This window comes from Marinobacter lipolyticus (assembly GCF_018424605.1).
Lineage (GTDB): Bacteria > Pseudomonadota > Gammaproteobacteria > Pseudomonadales > Oleiphilaceae > Marinobacter > Marinobacter lipolyticus_B.
This window is the reverse complement of record NZ_QTKT01000004.1, coordinates 301,165-323,488: the sequence shown is the minus strand read 5'-3', so window position 1 is coordinate 323,488 and position 22,324 is coordinate 301,165. Positions and strand designations below refer to the sequence as shown.

The following is a 22,324-nucleotide window of genomic DNA, read 5'->3' as shown; positions in this document are numbered from 1 at the left end:
GGCACTTTAAACGAGCGTAGACAGCACCACATTCTTCAGGGACCGAAGACATGCCCCAGGCAAGCGGACTGCAGTTCACCGCCACCATTGGCGAATTTTCCTCTGATCATTTCTCGGTTGTCGGCTTCGAGCTGACCGAGCGCCTTTCCGGACTTTTTCACGGCGCACTGGCGCTGGCCAGCACCGACCCGTCGGCGTCTGCCGCGGATGTACTGGAGCAACCCGTGGATCTGGTGGTGTGGCAGGACGGCGTGCCGCTACGCCGCTTCACCGGCGTAGCCAGCGAATTCGCCCGCGGCGACAGCGGCCACCGCCGCACCCGCTACGACGTGGTCTTCCAGCCAGCCTTGTGGCGCTTGGGCCTGATGCACAACAGCCGCATCTTTCAAGCCCAGACCACCGACGCCATCGTGCGCACCCTGCTGGAAGAGCGCGGCATCGTCGATACCGTGTTTGATCTCAAACGCAGCCCCGAAGAGCGGGAATACTGCGTCCAGCACCGGGAAAGCGACCTGGCCTTTGTCGAACGCCTGGCCGCCGAGGAAGGCTGGCACTACCGCTACCAGCACGGTGCCGTCGATGGCAGCGAGCAACCCGCCCTGATCCTCGCCGATCACCACGGCGACGCCCCGAAGCTGGCCCCCGTGGAATACAACGCCAAAGCCGGCGGCAGCGCCAAAAAATCTTGCGTCTTCCGCTTCGCCTACCAGGAACGGGTGCGCACCAGCTCCGTGGCCATGAAGGACTACACCTTCAAGAACCCTGCCTACGCGCTGATGCACGAAAGCGCCGGTGCCGACCTCAACCACCGCGACGATTACCAGAACTACCAATACCCCGGCCGCTTCAAGGCCGACGCCAGCGGCCAGCCCTTCACCGACGCCCGGCTGGACGCCCTGCGCAACGACGCCAGCACCGCCAGCGGGGAAAGCAACCGCGCCGACTTCACCTCCGGTGCCAAAGTGGCCCTCACCGACCACGACAGCGAGCCCCTGAACCGGGAATGGCTGCTCACCGGCATTGTCCACACCGGCAAACAGCCTCAAGCTCTGGAAGAAGAGGGCGGTTCGGACCCCACCAGTTACAGCAACCGGTTCAGCGCCGTGCACGCCGACCGCCCCTGGCGCCCGCAGATCGAGCATCGCCCGCTGATGGACGGCCCGCAGATGGCCATCGTCACCGGCCCCGAAGGCGAAGAAATCCACTGCGACGAACACGGCCGGGTGAAAGTGCGGTTCCCGTGGGACCGCTACTCAAAGAACGACGAACACAGCAGCGCCTGGCTGCGAGTCAGCCAGGGCTGGGCCGGTGGCCAGTACGGCTTTATGGCATTGCCGAGAATCGGCCACGAAGTCATCGTGTCCTTTCTGGACGGTGACCCCGACCAGCCGATCATCACCGGCCGTACCTACCACGCCACCAACACCCCGCCGTACGCGCTGCCGCAACACAAGACAAGAACCACATTAAAAACCCAGACCCACAAGGGCGAGGGCAGCAACGAACTGCGGTTTGAAGATGAAGCCGACAAAGAACAGATCTACCTCCACGCCCAGAAAGACCTGGACCTGCTGACCGAACACAACCGCACGGAAGTCATCAGGAACGACAGCCACCGCACGGTCGAAAAGAACGCCTTCAGCCATATCAAGGGCAACGACCACAACACCGTGGACGGCGAAAAACGCGAGCAGACGGGCAAGGACCACAGCTTCAACGTCACCGGCACCCTGCACCTGAAAGCCGGCACCGCCTGGCTCAGCGACGCCGGTACCGAGCTGCACATCAAAGCCGGCCAGAAATGTGTGATCGAAGCCGGCGCCGAAATCACCCTCAAAGCCGGCGGCAGCTTCGTGAAGATCGACCCCAGCGGCGTGGCCATGGGTGGCGCGGCGATCAAGATGAATGCCGGTGGTTCACCGGGAAAGGGCAGTGGGCAGAAGGTGAAGGTGCCGGAGATGCCTGGGTTGGTGGAGAAGAATGGTGGGGCGGTTGCGCCTGTGGAGATTGCGGATGTGGGTCAGCGGGCAAATGCGGAGCCCAAACCCGTGGTTGCCCATCGCCTGAAACAGGCACGAATGAAGCGGTCTGCCGTGGTGGAGCAATGTCAGGAGCAGCCGGATGGTTCCTGTCCTTTGAGTAACTGTCCGTGCGGGAAAGCACAGCAGGCTTAGGCGGAGAGGGCATCTTTTATGGGCAACAATAAAACGCGTTATCTTGTGCTGGAGTCACTGAATCCGAAGCTCCTGCTACAGAAACTTTACGAAATCTCAGAGAGCCCTGAGTGGCTCTATTTATTTTCCGATACCGACTGGCATGCTTATCGCGAAGAAGGTCCCATTTTGTTGGAAGCGCGACAGGATAGCGCCGGATATCAATGGGCATTGCAAGGTTTGAAGGAAGAGAGCTTGAGCGGACTGATCCTGGAATCCTCAGCCGGGCAGGATATGGTCGCCGATTGGTTGAGGGCTCGCTTGATAGTGCGTTTCGACGGCCAGCGAAAAGGGCTCCTGAGATTTTACGATGCCCGGATATGGCACCAGTTGTCTCCCGCTAGCGCACCTGGGGCCGATGTGATTGAGCGGGTGATTTATTGGGTTGACGAAGCCGGATCAAAACGCTGGCGGATTACGGATAATCCGAAACCCTTTTCCATGTCTCCGGTGGCAACACTGGACGAACATCAGTGGCGGGCGATAAATGCCATGAGTGGCCCGTCATGAATGCACGGCATTTAGGAGAAAGGAATGACAGGGATGTCTGAAAATAACTCAAGCAATGAAACCGGGAATTGCGGCCCTGCCTGTGAGGGTGAAACCCTGATTATTGAGGTGATGGGAAAAGATTGCCCAGAGGGCCCGCGTTTTCGTCTGTTTGACACCTCCAATCGCGAACAGCAAGAGCAGTTGGAAAATCAGGCTGAGACGGAGAAGCTGGATGTTTCTGCGCTTCATGTCTGGCCCTGGAAGGGCCAACCTTCCGGGAACGTATGGCTTGATATAGAGGCTGAAGAAGGGAGCCCCATCCGCATTCCTCTTTTCAGCGGGGTGGCAAGCACTCCCCGCCAACCAGAGGGTCAATGGAATCGAATCTGGCCTGTCGTTCCACTAACGCTGCTGAATGACCCGGATCCGGAGCCTGGCAGGGATTCAGATAGTGCTGTGCCGGTAAGGCCTGGCTTTATTTATATCTTTCGCAACGGCACGCTGTGGAGAGAGCTTGAGGTCCGTAACAGTGACGCAGGAACCCTTGAGTTCTGTGACGTACGCTTGATGGATTATCGGGAACCAGGTGTGCCGGGCGTTAAAAGTGATCGGCGTAGCGTTGTGGGCAAGCCACAGCCGAGCATCTGGTTACCCGTATGCGAAATGAACACCTCCATCATGGGCGAGTTTCAACTGGCTTTCTCGGAGGTGCAGCTTTCGGCCCGACAACTTACCTATCTGGAACTGAACAACGCAGCCCGGCAAGCAAGGTGCCAGTCTCTTAGCGGCCCTGAGCCTCAGGTGGCATCTCAATACTCTCCCCTCCAGACGGCCACTCCAGGGCAATTGGTGTCTCTTTCCGCCTTCCCGGAGATGCGGCTACGTGAACCGGAGCTTGAGCAACGCCTACGCCGGCCCTGGAAGCAGATTTACGATCTGTCTGGCACCTATGCCAGCAACTTGTTTGAACAAGCGGCGAGGGAGGTGCAGGATTTTAATGCAGGTGGCGAATCAGCGGATGAAGCCTGGGAAGCAGCCTGTTATCGAGACTGCCCCTTGCGTGGAACCCCTGCTGCTCGCGTAGATGCTTTTCTGGCTGATCGGGATTCTGAGGAGGCCAATACAGAGTTATGGCAGTCACTTGCCAGCGCGGAAGATGCGCTGGCTTCTGCAAAAGCTAATCATCACGCCGGTGTTGTTTTGGAGGACCGCCTTTTTGCTATTCGACATCGGCTGGCCTCAGGATCAGAGGCCCGCCGGTTTATGAATAGCCTCCTTGAGGCCATTGAGCAGAAGCCCCATGGTGACAGTGCTCAGTTGGTGTACCGGCTGATGGGGCCTGAACGTCTGGGTGGACAGGAAAATGGTCTGCATCGCCATTTCAAGGAGATTGACACCAGCCGCTTCGGTCCTTTGCATGCCCACCTGTTCACTGCCCAACGCCAACTGGCTCGCGAGGAGCTGGCTATGGCACAGACACAACTGGCCAGCCTGATGGGGCAATCTGTCAACCAGGCTGCCATGGCCGATCTGTTCAATCTCTCTGGAGCTGACTATATCGAGGGATTCGCCTGTACAGGGGATATTTTCCAGATCCTGGCTATGGATCCCGGCAGCCTTGACCATCTCGCCCGGGTGGAAGTAGCCAATGAATCCCAGGTTCGAGATGCCAATCACCTCGTCCTGAAAATTGTTGAAGACGGCAGTGAAGAACCACTGCATTGCATGCTGTTTCCCTCAGACATGGCCGACAGTTCCGGCTCTGTTGAAGAAAGTGGAACCAGAGGGGAGTGCGGCGATGGCCGCTGCCGTCCCGAGGACCTGAAAAAGCTATCGGACGAGCAGCCGGAACAGGATGCAGTACAGACCCTGACAGCCGCAGTACTGGCCGGGGTTGCAAAATTCGATGACATAGACCTGTCCTCACAAACGAAACGCTGGATGGCCGGCATCGACGCAATCCTGGACGGAATCGATAAGAATGTCCGATCCCTTGCTAACCGGCTGAAATCCCATGCGTACGTACTCGATAGCCGGCTATATGGCCCCCTTCTGCGTATGGCCAAAGCCCGCGACCCGTCATTGCTTGGCAGCGTTAAGCTGGTTGCCCGCAATGCGGTTCCGGAAGGCTGGATCATTCTTGGGCTGCGTGATCCCGTTTCAGGCCTGGACATGGGCTTGACCAAAGCAGACCGGGAGTATGTCCATAGAACCAATGGCCACAAGCGCTTCTATGGTGAGTATCTGAACGCCGACGGAACTCCCCTTGCAAGCACCCGTAAGTCAAACGTCCCGGACTTGGCCGATACCGATGAAGCTCGGCGTATGCAGGTATACGCCGCACCGGAAAGCTCGGAGGTAGTCAAGGCACAACGGGATCTGCGTCGTATGGAGCGTTTGGACGAGTTTTTGGATCGAGTGCGGGTGCCCTATTTGGTGTTGATTTTTGAGGCGCATAACGTTTGGAGTGAATTTCGCCTGTTGCAAAGTGTAGGGGCACAAAAAGGGCGAACCCGAGCAGGTTTCGGGATGGCGAGCGCGGCGCTTGATTTGCTTTTTGCCGGAACTATAGCGGCTGAGCGGCTGAGCAAAGATGTCGGTATTTGGAAAAGCTCAAGCGCAAGCCTTAGCAGAACTGCCTTTACTATCAACGCAGAAATCGTTGGAAGAGCATCCACCAGGTTGGCTGATGCTTTGCCAGGCATAGTGAGTCGTAGAGTGCTTGGTGGCCTTGTCACCGCCGGACTGACCATCACCGTTTCCCTGCTGGATATGACGTACGAGTGGGATACTGGCGATCTCGATGCCGCGGCGGCTTATGGGGTTTCAGCCATTGGTGGCGGCATGATGGTGATGGGCGGCCTTATGATGACCAAAATGGCGGAAGCCGGAGTAGCTCCCATCCTGTTGGGGTTGGGGCCATGGGGCTGGGTGCTTGCTGGTGTAACCGTTACCATCGGTGCCAGCCTGCTGGCAGCCGTAGTGGACGACCCACCTCTGGTGGATTGGTTGAAGCGAGGACCCTTTGGAGCGGAGCAAGATAATGCTTACCCTCACCTGGATGGAAGCCCAGAGGAGACGTATTATCGGCTTGTAGACCTATTGGCAAGGCCCCGCATCACCATCGAAAAAGTCAATAACATGCATGCAAGGCTTACAGAGCAGGGCTATTCACTGGATTCCTGGCGGGCCAGCGATATTGCAAACATTAATACCGCGGTACGAGTGGAAAATAATCTCTCAGCAATACTGGACGCCGCCACACTGACCGTTGCCATGCGCACAGAGCGAATTACACGCAAATTCTCACGCCGTGGTCAGAGAACTCAAAGGAGGCTATTCCCGGATTCACCGGAGGTACTGCTGGAGCAACCCCTTCCCAATGGTAAGGTCTTTTATTTGGCCCTATCGCCTAGAGAAACGACAGAGCACTCCTGGAGTGGCAAATCTGTCATAACCAGCGACGTGAAAGTTAAGGCGCAGTGGCAAGCCACCCATGATTTTGGTCAGGCCCACCGCAACCTGGTATTTCCTGCGCCGGAGCTGCAAGAGGCCACCACCTTCGATCAGGCTGAACACGGAGAGCCAGACTTCAGTGAGACGGAACAACTGTTCTGGGCGGATGAGCAAACCCATAAAAAAGTAGAGGAAGCTACGTGAACGCCACCCTAGAGACTTCTGGCTACGCTCCTACAGCCTATCGCAGCAATCGTAAGGCGCCGGAGCCAAAGGAGAACAACCAACAAAGTGCTCTCTTTCGCAAAAGCTGGACCATGGGTTCGCCGCTATCCAAGGGAGCGTCGTCTGGGTTAATTCCCCCTGGACTTCTAGAGACCTGGCACCCGCAACAGCTCCGGGAATATGAAGAAATCGAGAAACGGAAAGGTGTTGCTGAACTTCAAGAAAGGCACACCTATCATGGTCGCCTGGATGAAGAGTGTTTGCGCTATGCCACCCTCCCCAAGCTAAGCTGGGCGCTATTGTGGATGCAGCATGGGGGGCGATTAACATTTTATATCTTGTTTCCCATATTCGTATTCGTGTGGGTGGTCATGTGGTTTATGGAACCTGCCGACGTCTCGTTCTCTCATTATTTTTCAGACGCAGTTCTCCCCACGCTCCAGTTCTTTTTTTCGCCCATGCTCCTCTGTTGGGGCCTGGGCCGCCTCCTTGAGAAAAAATACCCCAAGCTCGTTTACCAGGATATTAAGGGCCCCCTCTGGGAGCTTAACCGCCGCACCGGCATGGTAACGCTGTTCAAGGATCCCGAAAAAGAGGGGCAGTCCGGCGAAATACGGGGTCAGGCCCCGTTTCACGAATGGGATGGTTACCTGCTGAGCCTGCCGGATCATCAGGGCAACATCTGGTACCGACTGGTGCTGGTGCACAAAACCCAGGAATGGGCTTTGCCCATGAACCAGCTTCTGGCGGCCACCACCAACCGCGAAGACGTACTGGCCTACTGGGATCTGATTCGCCAGTACATGGATGTGACCAAACCACTTCCAGACATCCCCCTGTTCGAAGCCTACCGCTACCTGGACCCAACCACCCGCGCCCACGACGAGAAAACGGGACGTGACCCTTATCACTGGCGGAATATGAACGAAGAGGATTACGACGCCTTCAAGCGGAAAAATCAGACGGCATTAGTTAACCACTCCTGGCGTTAAAACCGACTGTTGGATGCTCGAGACTGACCATGACCATAGATTGAGAAAGTTCGTCGTACCATTCAAGACGGCCAGATATTGGCATTGAGCCCGATGCCGGTGGCAACCTGAGAGCGAGCGGTGGATGCTAACTCTTGGCTCCGGCGAAAATCCGAGGTAGGGTCGGATTTACAGGGTGGCAATCTTTTGTTCGGGGGCGAGGTGCACTACGCGGCCAAGGCCCGCAAGAATAGAAAAGACACCCTGAACCAGTAGACGAAAAGGACTTCAACATGACAGCAGTAAGAATCGCCCTGATTCTGTGTTTTTTCCCCCTGATTGCTCACGCCGGTGTCTACAAATGGGTAGATGCCAACGGCCAGGTCCACTTTGGCGATCGTCCGCCTTCCAAGGCCTCTTCCCGCGAAGTGAAGATCAACGCAGCACCGCCACAGCGGGATCCGACAGCGCAGCAGCGTCATCAGAAGATGACCGAGTTTCTGAACGAGCAGCAGCTTGAGCGCGAGGAGCGGCAGGCGGTTGAGCAGCGAGAGCGCCGGGAAGCGCAGAAACAGGCTGAGTTGTGCCGGAAGTATCAGGCCCGCCTCAAGCACATGGCCAGCATCTCCACTTTCTACAACCTCAACGAAAAGGGCGAGCGGGTATTCGTGAGCGAATCGGAGAATGAGGCAATCCGCCAGCGTTACCGTCAGAAAGTGTCGGAAGCCTGCGGTAGCTGACCACCGCCCCGGACAAAAGCAAAGGATCTGCTATGGGTTTTCTGTTTCGCGGGCCAGCCGGCTGGCTGCTGACCGTAACGGCACTGTTGTTGGCGTCTGTCAGCTACGGGGCCCCGCCGCCGCTGACGTTGGCCGGCGTTTACGAGCGGAGTGTCGCCCTCGACGAATACTGGGTCAGCGAAAAATACGACGGTGTGCGGGCGTACTGGGACGGTACTCGTTTCCTCTCCCGGAAGGGCAATGTGTTCAGGGCGCCGCCGTGGTTTACCCGGGGGCTGCCCAGCGAGCCGTTGGATGGCGAGCTCTGGATGGGACGCGGGCGGTTCGACGAGTTGTCCGGAGCAGTCCGTCGCCTGGTGCCCGACGACAGACAATGGCGGCAAATACGTTTCATGGTGTTTGATGTGCCCGCCAGTGACCTCCCCTTCACGGAGCGGATCGATCAGATGCGCAGCCTGCTTGGTGCTTCGCCGTCCCCCTTTGTAAGTGTGGTGCCGCAGTGGCGGGTGTCCGGGCACGCTGAACTCATGGCAGAACTGGATAAGGTTGTCGCCAATGGCGGCGAGGGGCTGATGCTGCGGCATGGGGCCAGCGGTCATGAACACGGGCGCTCCGATGCTCTGCTCAAGGTGAAGCGCCATGACGACGCCGAAGCCGTTGTGGTGGGTCACCTGCCAGGGAACGGCAAGTATCAGGGTGCCCTCGGCGCGCTACTGGTGAAGCTGGCGGACGGTCGCCGGTTGCGACTTGGCAGTGGCCTGAGCGATGCAGAACGCCTCAATCCGCCCCCTCTGGGCTCGGTGGTGACTTACCGGCACTTCGGGTATACCAGCACCGGGTTGCCCCGCTTTGCCAGTTTTCTGCGGGTGCGGGCAGACGAGCCGCCGTCAGGTGCTTTAACGTCCGATTAAGTAAACGTCATGCCGCTTTAGCCACCTTGTGCTACGTTTAAAGGGTTCTTGCCCGTCCGTCACGAACCGGGCGGAGCGATTACTCTGATCATCGGATTGCCGTAAACGCAGTGTCAAACTGACAGGAGGCAGAAAATGGAAGCTAAATCCGCACAGGACGATTACACCCGGGTGAAAGAGGATCTTCAGCTGCTGCGGGAAGATCTCGCCAAACTCACGAAATCCGTAAGTGAAGGGCAGAAGAACAACATCAGCAGCCTGCGTGACGAGATCCGGCGGGAAAGCCGCGAGGCACTGGATAACGTGCGCAAGCGCAGTGATGAGGCCCTGAACCGCGCCCGTGATGCCGGCTCGAAAGCGGTCCATGACGTGGAGCATCAGATCGAGGAGCGGCCGTTTCTCAGCATACTGATCATGTTTCTTGCCGGGATTCTGGTGGGGCGCCTGCTTGATCGCTGATGATGCTTGATTCCCCGAAGATTCAGAGCGCCGTCCGTAAAACCGTTGCCGCCATTCTTGGCTTTATGCTGGCACTGGTTTTACTGACGGCGCTGCTGATTACCGGTTTTTACTTTCTGGTTAACGCCGCCACGCTGGCGCTGACCCCGATCATTGGAGAACCGTCGGCGATGGCGGTGGCCGGGTTCGGGTGCCTGCTGGTTCTTGCGCTGTTTTTCCATCTCCTGGTTCGTACGCCGTCGAAAAGCGGTTCCTCCAAAACCTCCTCGGCCGGCTCGGGGTCCCTGATCGAGTCGCTGCGCAAACTGATTCAGCAAAATCCGCTGGAAGCGGCGCTGGCGGCCTTTGCACTCGGTGTGGCGGAACAGAACGACCCCCGCCTGAAATCCCTCTTGCTGCAGGGGGGCATGACGCTGATGAAAGAGAACGCACGTCCCCCGGACACACCCCCTCCCGAGCCGAAGGACGATAGCGCTGAATAACGCCTCAACCCTTCTTCAGGTTTTTCAATAACCTGACTTTCTGATCCGTTAGAAAAGCTACATGAACGTTGCATGAACGAATGTTAGTGGAGGTTTAACCCCCTGAGTGAATTCAAACAGGTACGCTGGAGTCATGTAACTGAGCGTAACTTTTCTCGGTTGCTGTCTGACTTGAATGGATTTCTGAACTCACGAGGATGAAAGTGTATGAACGTTAAAGCGAAATTTGCATGTGCCACGTTTCTGACTTCAGCTGTACTCGCTGCTCCGGCAGCCTGGGCCCAGGACAGCACGGCTCGCGATAGTTCCGGTTTCTTCATCAGCGGCAGTTATGGTGGGTACAAGTCCCATGGTGGTGAATTCGAGGATGAGAACGACCTGCTGGGCGCGTCTGTCGGTTATCAGTTCAACAAGTTTTTTGCACTGGAAGCGGACTACATCGATTTTGGCAACTTCGGCGAGGACGATGTTGAAGGCAAGCTAAAGGGTGTGGGTCTCGGCCTGATCGGGCGTCTGCCGCTGACCGACAGCTTTGGTGTATACGCTAAGGCCGGCGCGTTCGCATCCGCATTCGATGTCGAGGCGTTTGACGAAGACGAGACCTACGACGAAGTGAATCCATTCGTCGGTGCCGGTGTGGATTTCCGCGTGACACAGCATCTGACAGCGTTCGCCGAGTATGATCGTTACAATGTCGATATCGACGAGGACGATTTCAACGGCCAGGTGACCAACGACGGTCCGGATTTTGACACAGGGCGTGTCGGTCTGCGCTTCCAGTTCTAAGAAGCCTGACGAAGCCTGACTAAGTGCAACAGGGGCTCCGGCGCATCACGCGCGGAGCCCCTGTTGCGTTCTGCCCTGCGAAAACTTGGGTTATCCATTATTCCGTCCGGGGCGGAAACTTCTTGACCTCAAGACGGTTGCGACCATTCTGCTTGGCAAGGTAAAGCGCCTGATCCGCCATTCGAAGGAAGTCCGTGGGAACCGTACCGGCTCCGGGAATACCAATGGCCAGCCCGATACTGATGGTGAGGGTTACGTCGTTGTCGGTACAGACGTCGCGGGTGTTGGCAACCGCCTCGCGGAAACTGTCCAGCCGGTCGATCATGTCGCTCTCATCTTTATAGGTGGTGAACACCACAAATTCTTCCCCGCCAAAACGCGCGATCCGGTCGGTTTCCCGGCGGAAGTGCGAGCGCATGCTATCCGCCAGGGCTTTCAGGCAGATGTCGCCGGTCTCGTGACCAAAGGTATCGTTGATCCGCTTGAAGTGATCCGCATCCACCATGGCCACCGCAAACCCGGCCTGATGGCGTTGGCACCATTGCAGGCTGTGGCTCAATTCCCGATCAAAATAGGCGCGATTGCCGAGTTGGGTCAGGTCATCGGTGACGCTCAGGTGGGCCAGCGACGCGTTGGCCTCGGCCAGCTCCCGGTTCAGCCGGCCCAGCTGGCGATTCCAGTAAAACAATAGCGCAAGAATGATGATGGCAACCAGCATGAGCTGCCACACCAGGGCGTAGTCTACTTTCTGTTCCAGCTGCAGAGTTCGCCACTGGTCATCGAGACGCTTCCGTTCTGCCGTGGTGAGGCTGGCGACCAGCTTCTGCATGATGTCCAGCAACACCGGTTCGTCATTCCGGGTGGCTACGGACAGGGACCAATCGAGGGGGATGCGCCCAATGACCTTGAGGTCAGCCAGTCCCAGTTCCTGCATATAATGGCTGGCTGTGGCCAGCGTTGTAACATATCCGCCCAGTTCCCCCTCCTGCAGCAACCGGAGGCCCTCGTGTTCATTCTCGACTTCCACCAGCTCAACGGCCGGTTGCCGTTGCCGCAGCAATTCCGCAAAGGCGTAGTCGCCCACAATGCCCACCGGTTGCCCTCTGAGATCCTGCAGGTTCTCGATGAACGGAGCCTCGATACGCCCGATCACCACGTTGGGAATGGTCAGGTAGGGATCGGTGAAACTCATGTAGCGTGAGCGCATGGGGGTTTTCATGGCCAGTGAGAACAGGTCGCAGCGTCGTTCACGGGCGGCGTCGACCGCCGTTTGCCAGTCGTCCGCCGGGTAGACGTCAAACAGTATGCCTGATCGCTCTGAGAACAGCCGGAACAGCTCCGCCGACACACCGATATGGCGACCCTGGGCATCGATACCTTCAAGCGGCAGCCAGTCAGGATCCACGCACAGGGTGAGTTGCCGTTCCCGTTGACGCAGCCACTCCTGCTCCTGTTCCGTCAGGTTGATGCGGCCGGGCTGGTCGGCAGGATTGTTAAACGCGGCACCCAGCCAGCGGTCCTCGATGGTGCGCTTTTCCGTGGGGCTGATGGCGGCCAGCGCCTGATTGAATATGTCCACCAGTGGCGTCATGGTCGGGCGGATGCCAAAGCGCAGGTCTTCGCCGGCCACGTCGCCGATGGATAATTCGCCGGCAATGCGGCTGCCGGTGATGCCCAGCTCCCGCACCCAGTAGTTGCCATTTGGCAATGCCGCGAGAGCAACATCCACCGTGCCGTCGGCCAGGGCCTCGAACATCGCACGCTGGGAGGCGAAGGGCTGGGCATAGTCGCCCAGCTTTTCCTTGAGTGCAGCAGCGTAGTAAATGCCGGCACCGAAGCCCACACTCAGCCCTTCCACGTCACTCAGGGAGCGGAAAAAAAGCTCTTCCCGGCGGGTAAACGCCACATTGGGAATGATGTGGTAGGGTTCGGTGAACAGGGTATAGGCCTGCCGTTCTTCATTCCTCGACATGTTGGCCATGACGTCGATGTCACCCTGGCGGAACAGCTCGAACAGTTCGGTCCACTGACCGCTGATGGGGATGACCTGCAGGCCGGTGAGGTCCGTTACCCGGTTCAGCACATCAACCGTCAGGCCCTGCAGTCTTCCGCCATCTTCGAAACTGAACGGTGCATAGTCCCGCATGATCCCTACGCGAATCGGTCCGAGTTGCTGCACGTAAACCCGGTCCAGGGTGCTGAGGGCGAAACCCTCCGGCTCGGCGACGCGGGCGCCGCCGAATTGCTGCCAGCGCTCCAGCAGCTCATTGATGCGCGCCCTGGGCACCGCCTGCAGTCCCGTGCGCAGCCGTTCGAACAGGGCCTCGTTCGACTTCAGCACGCCGATACGGAAATCCTCCTGAGACAGGGTGCCGAGCGGCGCCGGGCCGGCGACCTCGAGAAAGCGGAAGCCCGCGATATTGGCGTAATAGTTCAGTGTCAGCTCCGGGCCAATTATCACGTCAACCCAGCCAAACGCCAGGGCACGGATCAGGCTCGGCAGCGAATCGTAGGTGTTCAGATCGATGTCGTTATCGATGAGCAGGTCGCGGTAGTAAATGTTGTCGACCACGCCCACTTTCAGCGGGCGGAGCTGGTCCAGCGACTCGATGTCGCCAACCGGGCGCTCGCGGTCATGCATCAGGTAGGTCTGGCGAACGTGGTAAGGCGGGGTGAACAGAATCTCTTCGGCCCGTTCCTCACTGTAGGAGATACCGTCGATGGCATCGAGTTCGCCATTGAGGAAGGCGTTGTAGATTTCCGGCCAGCTGCCGGCGCGGAAATTGAACTTGAGCCCGGCGTGGCGTTCGACCTCGTGGAGCACGTCGATCGAAAAGCCGGTGGCTTCCCGCCCGCTGATCGATGAGTAGGGTTTATTGTCGGAAACGATGCCAATGGAGACGGTATCGGCGTCTTCGGCCGTGACCAGTGGACTGACCAGCATCAGAAGCAACAACACCATGGCGGATACTGTGTGGCCCATATCCGTTGGGCGGTGGCGCTGGGGGAGGGAGGCGCTCATCGGGCTATTCGCAATCCTTGGTATCCTGAATCGTCAGTGTAGACGCCCCGTTCGGGATTTTCCTGTACAGCGGGACGTCACACGGCTGCGGATCGGGTAAAGTCTCCTCAACGGTGAACCATCGGTCAGCCAGAGAGCAACCGCGCGGAGGTAAAATGCAGGCAACAAACATCGATTGGGCGACCACACCGGCGGCGGTGTGGCGCCGTCACCGATCCGGTCTTCGGGTCATCCGGCGGCTCGATCCGATACAGTGGCAGGCGTTGACGGGTATCGAGCGTCAGCAGCAGGCGCTGGCCCGCAACACCGAGCGCTTCCTGGCCGGCGAACCGTCCAACAACGCGTTGCTCTGGGGTGCCAGGGGTACCGGCAAGTCGTCGCTGATCAAGGCGTTACTGAACCGCTATCGGGACAGCGGCCTGCGGATGATTGAGGTGGACAAGGACGATCTGGTGAACCTTCCGGAAATTGTGGATGACATCTGCGAGCTGCCGTTCCGCTTCGTGATTTTCTGCGATGACCTGTCGTTTGATGTCGGCGAATCCAGCTACAAAGCGTTGAAAAGCGTGCTGGAAGGGTCTTTGGAATTACCGCCGGAGAACGTCCGTGTTTATGCGACCTCCAATCGCCGGCACCTGATGCCGGAGTTTATGGCCGACAACCTGAAAAGTCAGATGCGAGACGGTGAGTTGCACCCGGCCGAAGCGATCGAGGAGCAGGTGTCGCTGGCGGATCGGTTCGGGTTGCAGCTGTCGTTCTATCCGTTCGCCCAGGACGTGTATCTGCAGGCGGTCGATGCGCTGTTTCCGGAGGTTGCCGACCGCGCCGAACTCCACCGCGAGGCGGTTCGGTTTGCCACCGCCAAGGGCGTGCGCAATGGCCGAACCGCCCAGCAGTTTTTCCGCCACGTCGGGGCGAATGCTCAGGATTGACGGGGCAGGGAGACGGTAAAACGCACACCATCGGTGTCATTGTCTGCCCGCACCCGCCCGCCGTGATGCTCGGTGATCAGCCGCACGATCAGCAGCCCCTGGCCGAGGTGGCCATCCTGGGACCGGTTTCGGTGGGAAATGAACGGCGCGAAGATGTCCGAGCCGGGACGGTCCGGTAATTGCGAACCTTCGTTGAACACGCTCAGATCCAGCCAGCGGGCGGAGACCGCGAGGGTGACCTGAATCCGCCCGTCGGCGGGGGTGAAATCGCGGGCGTTATCCACCAGTTTGTCCAGCAATTGCACGATCAGCTCGGGAGAGCCATTCATCGGGGCGCCAGCGGGCGGCCCCTGATAGCTAATCCGGTGCGTGCGGTCCAGCTCCTGATAGGCGCGGGTGGCCTGAGCCAGGACCTCCGCCAGGTCGAAGTGCTCTTTCTCGGCGTGGTCAAAGCTTTGTTCCAGTCTGGCCGCCTCGCTCATGCCATTGAGAATCTGGCTCAGCCGATCGGTCGCCGAGGCGGCGCGCGCAATGTAGCTGTCCCGGTCCTGGGCGGAGTCGGCGTGCCGCAGGTTGTCCAGCGACGACCGCACCACCGCCACCGGCGTTTTCAACTCGTGGGAAAGGCGGCGGGAAAAGCTTTCCAGGTAATCATTGTATCCGTGCAGGCGATTGACCATCTGCCCGAAATGCTGGTGCAGCTGGCCGAGCTCGTCGCGGGCACGGGTTGGCGGCAGGGTGCCGACGATGCGCCCGTCGTCATCTACGCTGGCGCTCACCGCCCGCTGCAGCCGGGTGATCCGCCACGACAACCAGCTGACGTAGCCCAGCAGTATCAGCATCAAGGCCACCACCAGCAGCGTGCTGCGCGCGATGACCGAACCCAGAGCGTTACCGGACAACGCCAATAACTGGTTCAGCGATTGTTCCAGCACCAGCGTGCGGCCATTGAACACCGGTTGCGTCACCATCAGCAGGGTTTCGCCATCGCGGTGGCGCACCAACCCCTGCTGCGGCAGTGTGTGCGGGTCCAGCAGGTTGGCGGTGTTGTCCACGGGCTGCGGCTCGGGCTGATAAAACCGGACCAGCGCCCGCAGGCCGTTGAGCGCGATCTGTTCCACTACCTGCAACGGGCTCAAGGTATCGAATTCCGGTCGCCGGTTGCGGCTCGCCAGCGTTTGCCGGGCGATCACCCAGCCATCGGGTTCCACAACCTGCAGATGCTGGCCGCCGGCCAACTGGCTGGCCAGCTCCCGTTCCACGGCGGGCAGGCGCCTGACCACCACCGGAGGCGGGTCAAGCTCTGTGCCGGCGGAACCATAGCCGCCGTCCTGCGGCCACTCGGCCACCAGGCCCAGACGGCTGCCCCGTGGCGGTAACGGCAGCTGCAGTTCCAGTTGATAACCCTGTTCCACGGTTTCCCAGCGACCGGTTACCCGATAATCCGGTTCGTCGTCCTGCCCGGGGATTGAGGCGTAAAGGCTGCCGGGCGCGGGGGTGCGGATCAGCCGTTCCGAGACCTCACCATTCGTCTGCTGGATCAGCCGCAGCCGGTCATGGAGGCGGGCAGGCGAACCGGGATCAAAGTAGGTGATGTCCGGGCGTTGCACCCGTACCAGCAGATACAAATGGCGCTGATCGGTGACCGCCTGCCAGCGCAGGGCCGAGTTTTCCGTTGTCGCAGGCAGCGCCTGCCATTGCTGATGGGACAGTTCCTCATCGTACCCCGGCCAGTCGTCACCGTACCCGTCAAGCCGTGGCGGCTGATCGACCGGCTGTGCATAGATCACCGGCGTACCCTGCTCGACCACGTCGGTGCCGATCAGCAGATCGCCGGTGGTTTGTGCCATGCGCCTGGCTTGTTCCTGCACCTGCTCCGCGGCCTGTGTGCGTAACGCTTCGTCCAGTTCCAGGACGAACTGCAGCCCGGCCCAGGGAATCAGCAGCATCAGCAGGCTGGCAAGGAACAGCTGGCGCTTGAGGTTCAAGACCTAAACCTCATGGGCATTCCAGCGATAGCCCATGCCGTAGGCGGTCTGTATGCCGTCAAAGGCACTGTCCAGTTGCTGGAATTTACGGCGGATGCGTTTGATGTGGGAGGTCACCGTGTTGTCATCAAGCACGGTGCTGGCGGCCTCCATCAGCTGGTCGCGGCTGCGCACATGGCCGGGGTGCCGGACCAGCGCGTGCAGCATCCAGAATTCGGTCACCGTGAGATCCACCGGCTGGTCCTGCCAGTCGGCGGTCATGCGGTCCACGTTCAGGGTCAGCTTGCCGCGCTGAAGTACTTCGTCCGGTTTTTTCAGGGCTTCCGCCCAGGCATCGGCGCGGCGCAGCAGGGCGGTCACCCGCGCCAGCAAATGGTCCAGGCTCATGTCCTTGGTGACGTAATCGTCCGCTCCCAGGCGCAGGCCGTGCACCGAATCAATGTCACTGTCCCGTGCGGTCAGGAAGATGATGGGCACGGTCGCCGACAGCAGACGCAAATCCTGGCACAGGGTGAATCCGCCTTCCGGCTCGTCGCCCAGGCCAACATCAATGATGGCCAGATCGGGCAGGGCGGTGCGCAGCGCCTGGTAGGCGGTCTTGCGGTCGCCGTAGGCCGAGACGCGGAAACCGCGACGTTCGAACGCATCCCGGTAGTTTTCCCGGATGGCCGGCTCGTCTTCAATCAGGGCGATGTGTCGTTTCATGGATAGCTGGGTTCCGGTGAATGACAGGCTCTATTTAATCATGCTGGAAGGCCAGAACAAGGCTAACCACGCTGTCGGGCCAGCACAAGGCCAACCGCGGGGTTTGCCACAATTCATCATTTTTTTACCGCACGATGGCCAGATTCCGCCACCTGCGCGTCGGTTCGCCAGGTTGAAATAGCAGCATCCACGATAACCCGGCCCGATTGGCTGCGAAAAAGAAAGGATGCCCGATGATGCTACCAACGACCCTGCTACGACTGGAATGCCGCAAACCCCGACTGAGCCAAACCCGCGTGAGGCGCTGCTGCGAAGGGGTGTCCCTGTGGCTGGCAATGCTGCTGCTGTTGTTTGTGCACCCTCTGTACGCCGACGCGGCGCAGCCGCCGACAGCCGACGAAGCGGGCGCCGGCACGCTGGAGCTGGTCGATGCCGCAGGGCAGCGACAGGCCCAGGCCACGCTGCTCAGCACCGATTATCAGGTCCGGATCAGCGGGCTGATGGCCGATACCCGGCTTACCCAGAGTTTCCGCAACGCCAGCGAGCACTGGCGCGAAGGGGTGTTTGTGTTCCCGCTGCCGGAGAAGGCCAGCGTTTATGGCATGACCCTGCGCGTGGGGGAGCGGGTCATTGTCGGCGAAGTGCGCGAGAAGCAGGAGGCCAAACGTCGCTACGAGGAGGCCAAAAAAGACGGCAAACACGCCGCCCGGGTGGATCGGCAGCGCCCCAACCTGTTTACCACCCACGTTGCCAATATTCCGCCGGGTGAAACCGTCACCGTGGAGCTCAGTTACCAGGAGACCGTGCGCTACCAGTCTGGCGAGTTCGAACTGCGTCTGCCCACCACGCTCACTCCGCGGTACATGCCCGGAGCACCGCTCACCGATGCGCCGCGGCAATGGCAGGGCGGCTGGGCCAGCCCCACCCGCCAGGTGCCGGATGCCGACGCCATCAGCCCGTTCACCGTGTTGGCGGAGGACGTGCCGGCGGGAAGCCATCGCGCCTCGATCCGTCTCGACATCCAGGCGGGCATGCCGTTAGCACTCGTTAGCAGCCCCAGTCACGCACTGACCAGTCGGCGTGACGGCAACCGCCTGTGGGTCGAACCGGAGCAGCAGACCGTGCCGATGGACCGGGATCTGGTGGTGCGCTGGGCGCCGGAGCGGGGGCAGGCGCCGTCTGCGGCGGTGTTCCACGAGCGGTGGCAGGGGGAGGATTATCTTCTGGCGCTGCTGGTGCCGGGCGTCACGCCTGATCAGTCCCTGCCCCGCGAACTGGTGTTCGTGATCGATACGTCCGGCTCCATGGCGGGCGCGCCCATCGCTCAGGCGCGCAGCTCGTTGTTGCGGGGGCTGGGCACGCTGTCGCCGGCGGATCGCTTTAACGTCATTCAGTTCAACAGCCAGACCCACGCCCTGTTCATGCAGGCAGTGCCCGCCAACGGCCGCAACCTGGCCCGGGCCCGACGCTACGTGGAGGGGCTGGAGGCCAATGGCGGTACCGAAATGGCGCCGGCACTGAGCCTGGCGCTGAACGACGAAGCCAGGACGGGTGAAGCGGCGGGCGACCATGTGCGTCAGGTGGTGTTTATTACCGACGGCGCGGTGGGCAATGAGAATGCGCTGTTCGCGCAGATCCACCAGCAACTGGGTGATCAACGGTTGTTCACCGTCGGCATCGGCTCGGCCCCGAACATGCATTTCATGCGGGAGGCGGCCCGGTACGGGCGTGGCAGCTATACCGCGATCAGCGACACCGCCGGGGTGAGCGGACCACTGGACGATCTGTTTGCCAAGATGCGGGCCCCGGTACTGACGGACATCGCCGTGGCCGTTCCGCCATCGGCGGATAATGTCGAAGCCTACCCGGCCAGGCCCGGAGACCTGTTTGCCGGCGAGCCGCTGGTGCAGGTGATCCGGGGTGTTCGCCCACAGGGCAGCCTGGAAATGTCCGGTCGCATGCCGGATGGCAAACGCTGGCGCACCGAACTGGAACTGTCACGCGCCGCCCAGGGCAGCGGTCTGCACCGCCACTGGGGGCGTGAGAAGATCGACAGCCTGATGGATCAGGGATTGTCGGGCCAGGTTGACGACCAACAGCAGCAGGTTATCGAGCTGGCGCTGGCCCACCAGCTGGTCACCCGTTTCACCAGTTTTGTGGCGGTGGACCAGACGCCGGTGCGGGCAACGTCGAAGCCGCTGAAAACCGACCACGTACCCACCCTGTTGCCGGCGCGAAGCAGCAACACCTTGTTGCGGTATCCCCAAACAGCGACGGTGTCGCCGCTGCTGATTGCCCTGGGACTGCTCGGCCTGATGTTCTCGGCTGCCGCCTGGATGCTGCACAGGAGGGTATTCCCATGAGCCGTTTGCTGGGGTTGTTGACCATGGTCTTCGCCGCCGTGCTGGCTGTGGGCTTGTGGATTCCATTCAAGGCGCTGGTGGCCCAGGAGTTGCTGGAACTGGCCTGGGCAGAAAGTCAGGCGCGGCAGTCCGAGGCCCGGCCGTGGCCATGGGCGGACACCTGGCCGGTGGCGCGGTTGGCGCTGCCGGATCTGGGCCAGTCGATGCTCGTGCTGGACGGCGCCCACGGTGAGAGCCTGGCGTTCGGGCCGGGACAGGTTCTGGGCAATGCCGCGGGTTCCGGTCCGGTGATCATCGCCGGCCACCGGGACACCCATTTCACCGGGCTGCGTCATCTGCAGGCCGGCAGCCAGCTGAAACTGCAAACGCGCTCCGGCAACTGGTATCGCTATCGGGTCGAGACGATTCGCGTTGTCGATAGCCGTTACGAGCAGATCGACACCGGCCAGCTGGCGGACGATACCCTGCTACTGGTGACCTGCTACCCCTTCGACAGCCTCGATTCCGACGGGCCCTTGCGCTACGTGGTCGAGGCGACCTCGGACCCTGAGCCGGCGGCCGTGGCAGGTAACGAACAGGTACAAATCGATACTGTTGCCGGGCTGTAGGTTTGGCTTACACTTGTGCGCCAATTTAATCAGTGAGTTCGTGTTGCATGGGTGTTCTGAGAAAATTCCTGGCCTGGCTGAGTGTGCCGGTTATCTGTTTTTTTGCCTTGGCTCTGTATCTGGCCCGTCCCTTCAATCCTGACAATAACCGGTTACTGGGGTTTGCGGTGGCCAGAGTCGGGCGTTTTCTGCTGGGTATGGAGCGCCCTTTGAGTGGGCGGGAACACGTGCCGCTGGACCGCCCCACGGTGATGATTGCCAACCACCAGCACAACGATGACCTGTTCGTGATGGGGGACCTGCTGCCGCCGCGGACCGTGACCGTGGGCAAGTCGTCGCTGGTGTGGCTGCCATTTTTCGGCCAGGTGTTCTGGCTCGGTGGCAACGTGATTCTCAACCGCGCCCGCTCACACAAGGCCATCGCGGTGATGCAGGCCACCAGCGACGCCATCGCCCGCGATCGCAAGAGCCTGTGGGTGTTTCCTGAGGGCACCCGCAGCCGCGGACTCGGCCTGCAGAAGTTCAAGAAAGGCGCCTTCCATGCCGCTGTTGCTTCCGGCGCCCCCATCACCATGGTCTGTGCCCGCCAGTATCAGGACGGCACCCTCGGCTGGACCGGGCGCCGGGAGCCGGTGTCGATCCGGATCCTGCCGCCCATCGAGACCGCGCACCTTACCAGCGACGACATTCCCGAACTGATGGCGCGCTGCCGTCGTGAGATGGAAGCCGCCATCGCCGCCATGGCCTGACCCGGCCCTGATTCGGATGTGCTTGAAGCAGAACGGAAAACAGGGCAGTCTTTCCGGGTCTGAATTATTCGTCCGAACGGCAGGGAGATGCGTGTTATGAATCTGATTCTGTTTCTGATTATTGGTGGTGTCGCCGGCTGGCTGGCCGGGCTGATCATGAAGGGGCGCGGCTTTGGTGTACTGGCCAACATCGGTATCGGTATTGTCGGGTCGTTCCTGGGTGGTTTCGTCTTCCGCCTGCTCGGCCTTGCCGCCCAGGGCGCGGTGGGTGAACTGGTGACCGCGACAGTGGGCGCGGTGCTGTTGCTGGCGATCGTCAGCGCGATCAAGAAGGCCTGACCATGATTGTACCCGTCACGGCGATCTTCGCCGCAGTTACCGGCTTACTGTTACTGGTCCTGTCGTTCCAGGTGGTGCGTTTCCGGCTGAAGTACCGCAAAGGTCTGGGGGTGACTGACGATCGTGAGTTCCACGCCACCGTGCGTGCCCAGGCCAACCTGGTGGAGTACGCACCGCTGTGCCTGATCATGCTGGGTCTGGCGGAGCTCAATGGCGTGGCGGCCAGCCTGATTTACTGGACCGGCATGGCGCTGGTGGTGGGGCGGATACTGCACGCCTGGGGCATGATCAATGGCCGCGGCGGGCCTCACAAGGCCCGTATCCTGGGGGTCGTGCTGACCTGGCTTGCAATCCTGGTTGCCGCCATCCTGCTGCTGGCGAACGTTTACCAGGTCTACGGGTAGAGCCGTCGGCGCCTACAGCGCCGCGGCCATTTCCTGGGTGATGTATTCCAGCTCAAGGCGGCGGTTCGCCGCCCGGTCTTCCGGGCGCGCCAGTGGCCGGTCGCTGCCCCAGCCGGAGGTGGTGATGCGGGATTCCCTGACGCCTTCCTCCATCAGCACGCGGGCGGCGGCACTGGCCCGCAGCCGGGACAGGAAGCGGTTGTAGTCCTCTGACCCGAAATTGTCCGCATGGCCGTGGATGTGCACCCGAACACCCGGTTGTTGCCGCAGGTAGGCGGCGTGCTGACGCAAGATGTCCATGCCCTGCTGATCCAGAGTGTGTTTGTTGAAACCATAGTGGAAACGCATCCGGTGCGGCTTGCGGATTTCGCTTGCTGCCGTCGCAGACAGCAACTGGCCCGCCTCTATTGCGGCTCTGGCCAGCATTTCCGGGTTGTCCAGTACGAGTACGGTCATGTCAGTTTCCTTGTTTCCGGTAT

At 60.3% G+C, this 22,324-nt stretch carries 19 protein-coding genes; 15 read left to right on the top strand and 4 right to left on the bottom strand.

Translation table 11 applies throughout. The features are described from left to right. Nucleotides 1–50: 50 nt before the first annotated feature. The 9 genes from DYI22_RS08350 to DYI22_RS08310 all read left to right on the top strand — a co-directional run bounded on the left by DYI22_RS08350 (nucleotide 51) and on the right by DYI22_RS08310 (nucleotide 10,735). Complete coding sequence (locus DYI22_RS08350) at nucleotides 51–2,174, top strand: type VI secretion system Vgr family protein (protein WP_213477590.1); 2,124 nt, start codon at nucleotides 51–53, stop codon at nucleotides 2,172–2,174. Between the two features lie 18 nt (nucleotides 2,175–2,192). Further along, nucleotides 2,193–2,723 (top strand): DUF4123 domain-containing protein, encoded by a 531-nt coding sequence (locus DYI22_RS08345; RefSeq protein ID WP_213477589.1) that lies wholly within the window; start codon nucleotides 2,193–2,195, stop codon nucleotides 2,721–2,723. A 33-nt stretch (nucleotides 2,724–2,756) separates the two neighbouring features. Further along, the gene (locus DYI22_RS08340) at nucleotides 2,757–6,365 is read left to right on the top strand and encodes a hypothetical protein (protein ID WP_213477588.1); all 3,609 of its coding nucleotides are present in this window, start codon (nucleotides 2,757–2,759) and stop codon (nucleotides 6,363–6,365) included. Further along, on the top strand, nucleotides 6,362–7,378 hold the full coding sequence (locus DYI22_RS08335) for a hypothetical protein (protein ID WP_213477587.1): 1,017 nt from the start codon (nucleotides 6,362–6,364) through the stop codon (nucleotides 7,376–7,378). Before DYI22_RS08340 ends, DYI22_RS08335 begins: the two co-directional genes overlap by 4 nt. 272 nt (nucleotides 7,379–7,650) lie before the next feature. Further along, nucleotides 7,651–8,097 (top strand): DUF4124 domain-containing protein, encoded by a 447-nt coding sequence (locus tag DYI22_RS08330; protein ID WP_213477586.1) that lies wholly within the window; start codon nucleotides 7,651–7,653, stop codon nucleotides 8,095–8,097. Nucleotides 8,098–8,129: 32 nt separating this feature from the next. Continuing rightward, nucleotides 8,130–9,008, top strand: a complete 879-nt coding sequence (locus DYI22_RS08325) for a DNA ligase (RefSeq protein WP_213477585.1) — start codon at nucleotides 8,130–8,132, stop codon at nucleotides 9,006–9,008. Nucleotides 9,009–9,143: 135 nt separating this feature from the next. Then, nucleotides 9,144–9,467, top strand: a complete 324-nt coding sequence (locus DYI22_RS08320; protein ID WP_213477584.1) for a DUF883 family protein — start codon at nucleotides 9,144–9,146, stop codon at nucleotides 9,465–9,467. Then, the gene (locus DYI22_RS08315) at nucleotides 9,467–9,949 is read left to right on the top strand and encodes a hypothetical protein (protein ID WP_213477583.1); all 483 of its coding nucleotides are present in this window, start codon (nucleotides 9,467–9,469) and stop codon (nucleotides 9,947–9,949) included. The genes DYI22_RS08320 and DYI22_RS08315 overlap by 1 nt, the downstream gene beginning before the upstream one ends. A gap of 207 nt (nucleotides 9,950–10,156) precedes the next feature. Continuing rightward, nucleotides 10,157–10,735 carry an outer membrane protein gene (locus DYI22_RS08310; RefSeq protein ID WP_213477582.1) on the top strand — a complete coding sequence of 193 codons (579 nt, stop codon included), beginning with the start codon at nucleotides 10,157–10,159 and terminating at the stop codon, nucleotides 10,733–10,735. Nucleotides 10,736–10,832: 97 nt separating this feature from the next. Here DYI22_RS08310 and DYI22_RS08305 read toward each other — a convergent pair whose 3' ends face one another. Then, nucleotides 10,833–13,757 carry a transporter substrate-binding domain-containing protein gene (locus DYI22_RS08305; protein ID WP_228300893.1) on the bottom strand — a complete coding sequence of 975 codons (2,925 nt, stop codon included), beginning with the start codon at nucleotides 13,755–13,757 and terminating at the stop codon, nucleotides 10,833–10,835. A gap of 155 nt (nucleotides 13,758–13,912) precedes the next feature. On the opposite strand from DYI22_RS08305, the gene DYI22_RS08300 reads away from it, so the two are divergent. Continuing rightward, a complete protein-coding gene (locus DYI22_RS08300; protein ID WP_213477581.1) occupies nucleotides 13,913–14,689 on the top strand; it encodes an ATP-binding protein in 777 nt (258 codons plus the stop codon). On the opposite strand, the gene DYI22_RS08295 is transcribed toward DYI22_RS08300, so the two are convergent. Continuing rightward, nucleotides 14,680–16,677 carry an ATP-binding protein gene (locus DYI22_RS08295; protein WP_213477580.1) on the bottom strand — a complete coding sequence of 666 codons (1,998 nt, stop codon included), beginning with the start codon at nucleotides 16,675–16,677 and terminating at the stop codon, nucleotides 14,680–14,682. The two genes, DYI22_RS08300 and DYI22_RS08295, sit on opposite strands and share 10 nt — an antisense overlap. 3 nt (nucleotides 16,678–16,680) lie before the next feature. Further along, nucleotides 16,681–17,382, bottom strand: coding sequence for a proteobacterial dedicated sortase system response regulator (gene pdsR / locus DYI22_RS08290; RefSeq protein ID WP_213477579.1), 702 nt, complete (start codon nucleotides 17,380–17,382; stop codon nucleotides 16,681–16,683). A gap of 233 nt (nucleotides 17,383–17,615) precedes the next feature. Between pdsR and DYI22_RS08285 the strand changes: the two genes are divergently transcribed. From DYI22_RS08285 to DYI22_RS08265, 5 genes are all read left to right on the top strand, one after another. Next, nucleotides 17,616–19,745 (top strand): marine proteobacterial sortase target protein, encoded by a 2,130-nt coding sequence (locus tag DYI22_RS08285; protein ID WP_213477578.1) that lies wholly within the window; start codon nucleotides 17,616–17,618, stop codon nucleotides 19,743–19,745. Then, complete coding sequence (locus tag DYI22_RS08280; RefSeq protein ID WP_213477577.1) at nucleotides 19,742–20,353, top strand: class GN sortase; 612 nt, start codon at nucleotides 19,742–19,744, stop codon at nucleotides 20,351–20,353. Before DYI22_RS08285 ends, DYI22_RS08280 begins: the two co-directional genes overlap by 4 nt. Before the next feature lie 47 nt (nucleotides 20,354–20,400). Continuing rightward, entirely contained in the window at nucleotides 20,401–21,102 is a 702-nt protein-coding gene (locus DYI22_RS08275) for a lysophospholipid acyltransferase family protein (RefSeq protein ID WP_213477576.1), read from the top strand. A 96-nt stretch (nucleotides 21,103–21,198) separates the two neighbouring features. Beyond that, on the top strand, nucleotides 21,199–21,441 hold the full coding sequence (locus DYI22_RS08270; RefSeq protein ID WP_213477575.1) for a GlsB/YeaQ/YmgE family stress response membrane protein: 243 nt from the start codon (nucleotides 21,199–21,201) through the stop codon (nucleotides 21,439–21,441). 2 nt (nucleotides 21,442–21,443) lie between these two features. Next, the gene (locus DYI22_RS08265) at nucleotides 21,444–21,845 is read left to right on the top strand and encodes an MAPEG family protein (RefSeq protein ID WP_213477574.1); all 402 of its coding nucleotides are present in this window, start codon (nucleotides 21,444–21,446) and stop codon (nucleotides 21,843–21,845) included. A 12-nt stretch (nucleotides 21,846–21,857) separates the two neighbouring features. On the opposite strand, the gene DYI22_RS08260 is transcribed toward DYI22_RS08265, so the two are convergent. Continuing rightward, the gene (locus DYI22_RS08260) at nucleotides 21,858–22,301 is read right to left on the bottom strand and encodes an OmpA family protein (protein WP_213477573.1); all 444 of its coding nucleotides are present in this window, start codon (nucleotides 22,299–22,301) and stop codon (nucleotides 21,858–21,860) included. Between the last annotated feature and the right edge of the window lie 23 nt (nucleotides 22,302–22,324).

Bases quoted from the DNA above. Each gene is read 5' to 3' on its own strand.
- DYI22_RS08345 (WP_213477589.1), top strand. From the start codon at position 2,193: ATGGGCAACAATAAAACGCGTTATCTTGTGCTGGAGTCACTGAATCCG.
- DYI22_RS08265 (WP_213477574.1), top strand. From the start codon at position 21,444: ATGATTGTACCCGTCACGGCGATCTTCGCCGCAGTTACCGGCTTACTG.
- DYI22_RS08325 (WP_213477585.1), top strand. From the start codon at position 8,130: ATGGGTTTTCTGTTTCGCGGGCCAGCCGGCTGGCTGCTGACCGTAACG.
- pdsR (WP_213477579.1), bottom strand. From the start codon at position 17,382: ATGAAACGACACATCGCCCTGATTGAAGACGAGCCGGCCATCCGGGAA.
- DYI22_RS08285 (WP_213477578.1), top strand. From the start codon at position 17,616: ATGATGCTACCAACGACCCTGCTACGACTGGAATGCCGCAAACCCCGA.
- DYI22_RS08305 (WP_228300893.1), bottom strand. From the start codon at position 13,757: ATGAGCGCCTCCCTCCCCCAGCGCCACCGCCCAACGGATATGGGCCAC.
- DYI22_RS08270 (WP_213477575.1), top strand. From the start codon at position 21,199: ATGAATCTGATTCTGTTTCTGATTATTGGTGGTGTCGCCGGCTGGCTG.
- DYI22_RS08340 (WP_213477588.1), top strand. From the start codon at position 2,757: ATGTCTGAAAATAACTCAAGCAATGAAACCGGGAATTGCGGCCCTGCC.
- DYI22_RS08310 (WP_213477582.1), top strand. From the start codon at position 10,157: ATGAACGTTAAAGCGAAATTTGCATGTGCCACGTTTCTGACTTCAGCT.
- DYI22_RS08280 (WP_213477577.1), top strand. From the start codon at position 19,742: ATGAGCCGTTTGCTGGGGTTGTTGACCATGGTCTTCGCCGCCGTGCTG.
- DYI22_RS08350 (WP_213477590.1), top strand. From the start codon at position 51: ATGCCCCAGGCAAGCGGACTGCAGTTCACCGCCACCATTGGCGAATTT.
- DYI22_RS08315 (WP_213477583.1), top strand. From the start codon at position 9,467: ATGATGCTTGATTCCCCGAAGATTCAGAGCGCCGTCCGTAAAACCGTT.
- DYI22_RS08260 (WP_213477573.1), bottom strand. From the start codon at position 22,301: ATGACCGTACTCGTACTGGACAACCCGGAAATGCTGGCCAGAGCCGCA.
- DYI22_RS08320 (WP_213477584.1), top strand. From the start codon at position 9,144: ATGGAAGCTAAATCCGCACAGGACGATTACACCCGGGTGAAAGAGGAT.
- DYI22_RS08275 (WP_213477576.1), top strand. From the start codon at position 20,401: ATGGGTGTTCTGAGAAAATTCCTGGCCTGGCTGAGTGTGCCGGTTATC.
- DYI22_RS08330 (WP_213477586.1), top strand. From the start codon at position 7,651: ATGACAGCAGTAAGAATCGCCCTGATTCTGTGTTTTTTCCCCCTGATT.
- DYI22_RS08300 (WP_213477581.1), top strand. From the start codon at position 13,913: ATGCAGGCAACAAACATCGATTGGGCGACCACACCGGCGGCGGTGTGG.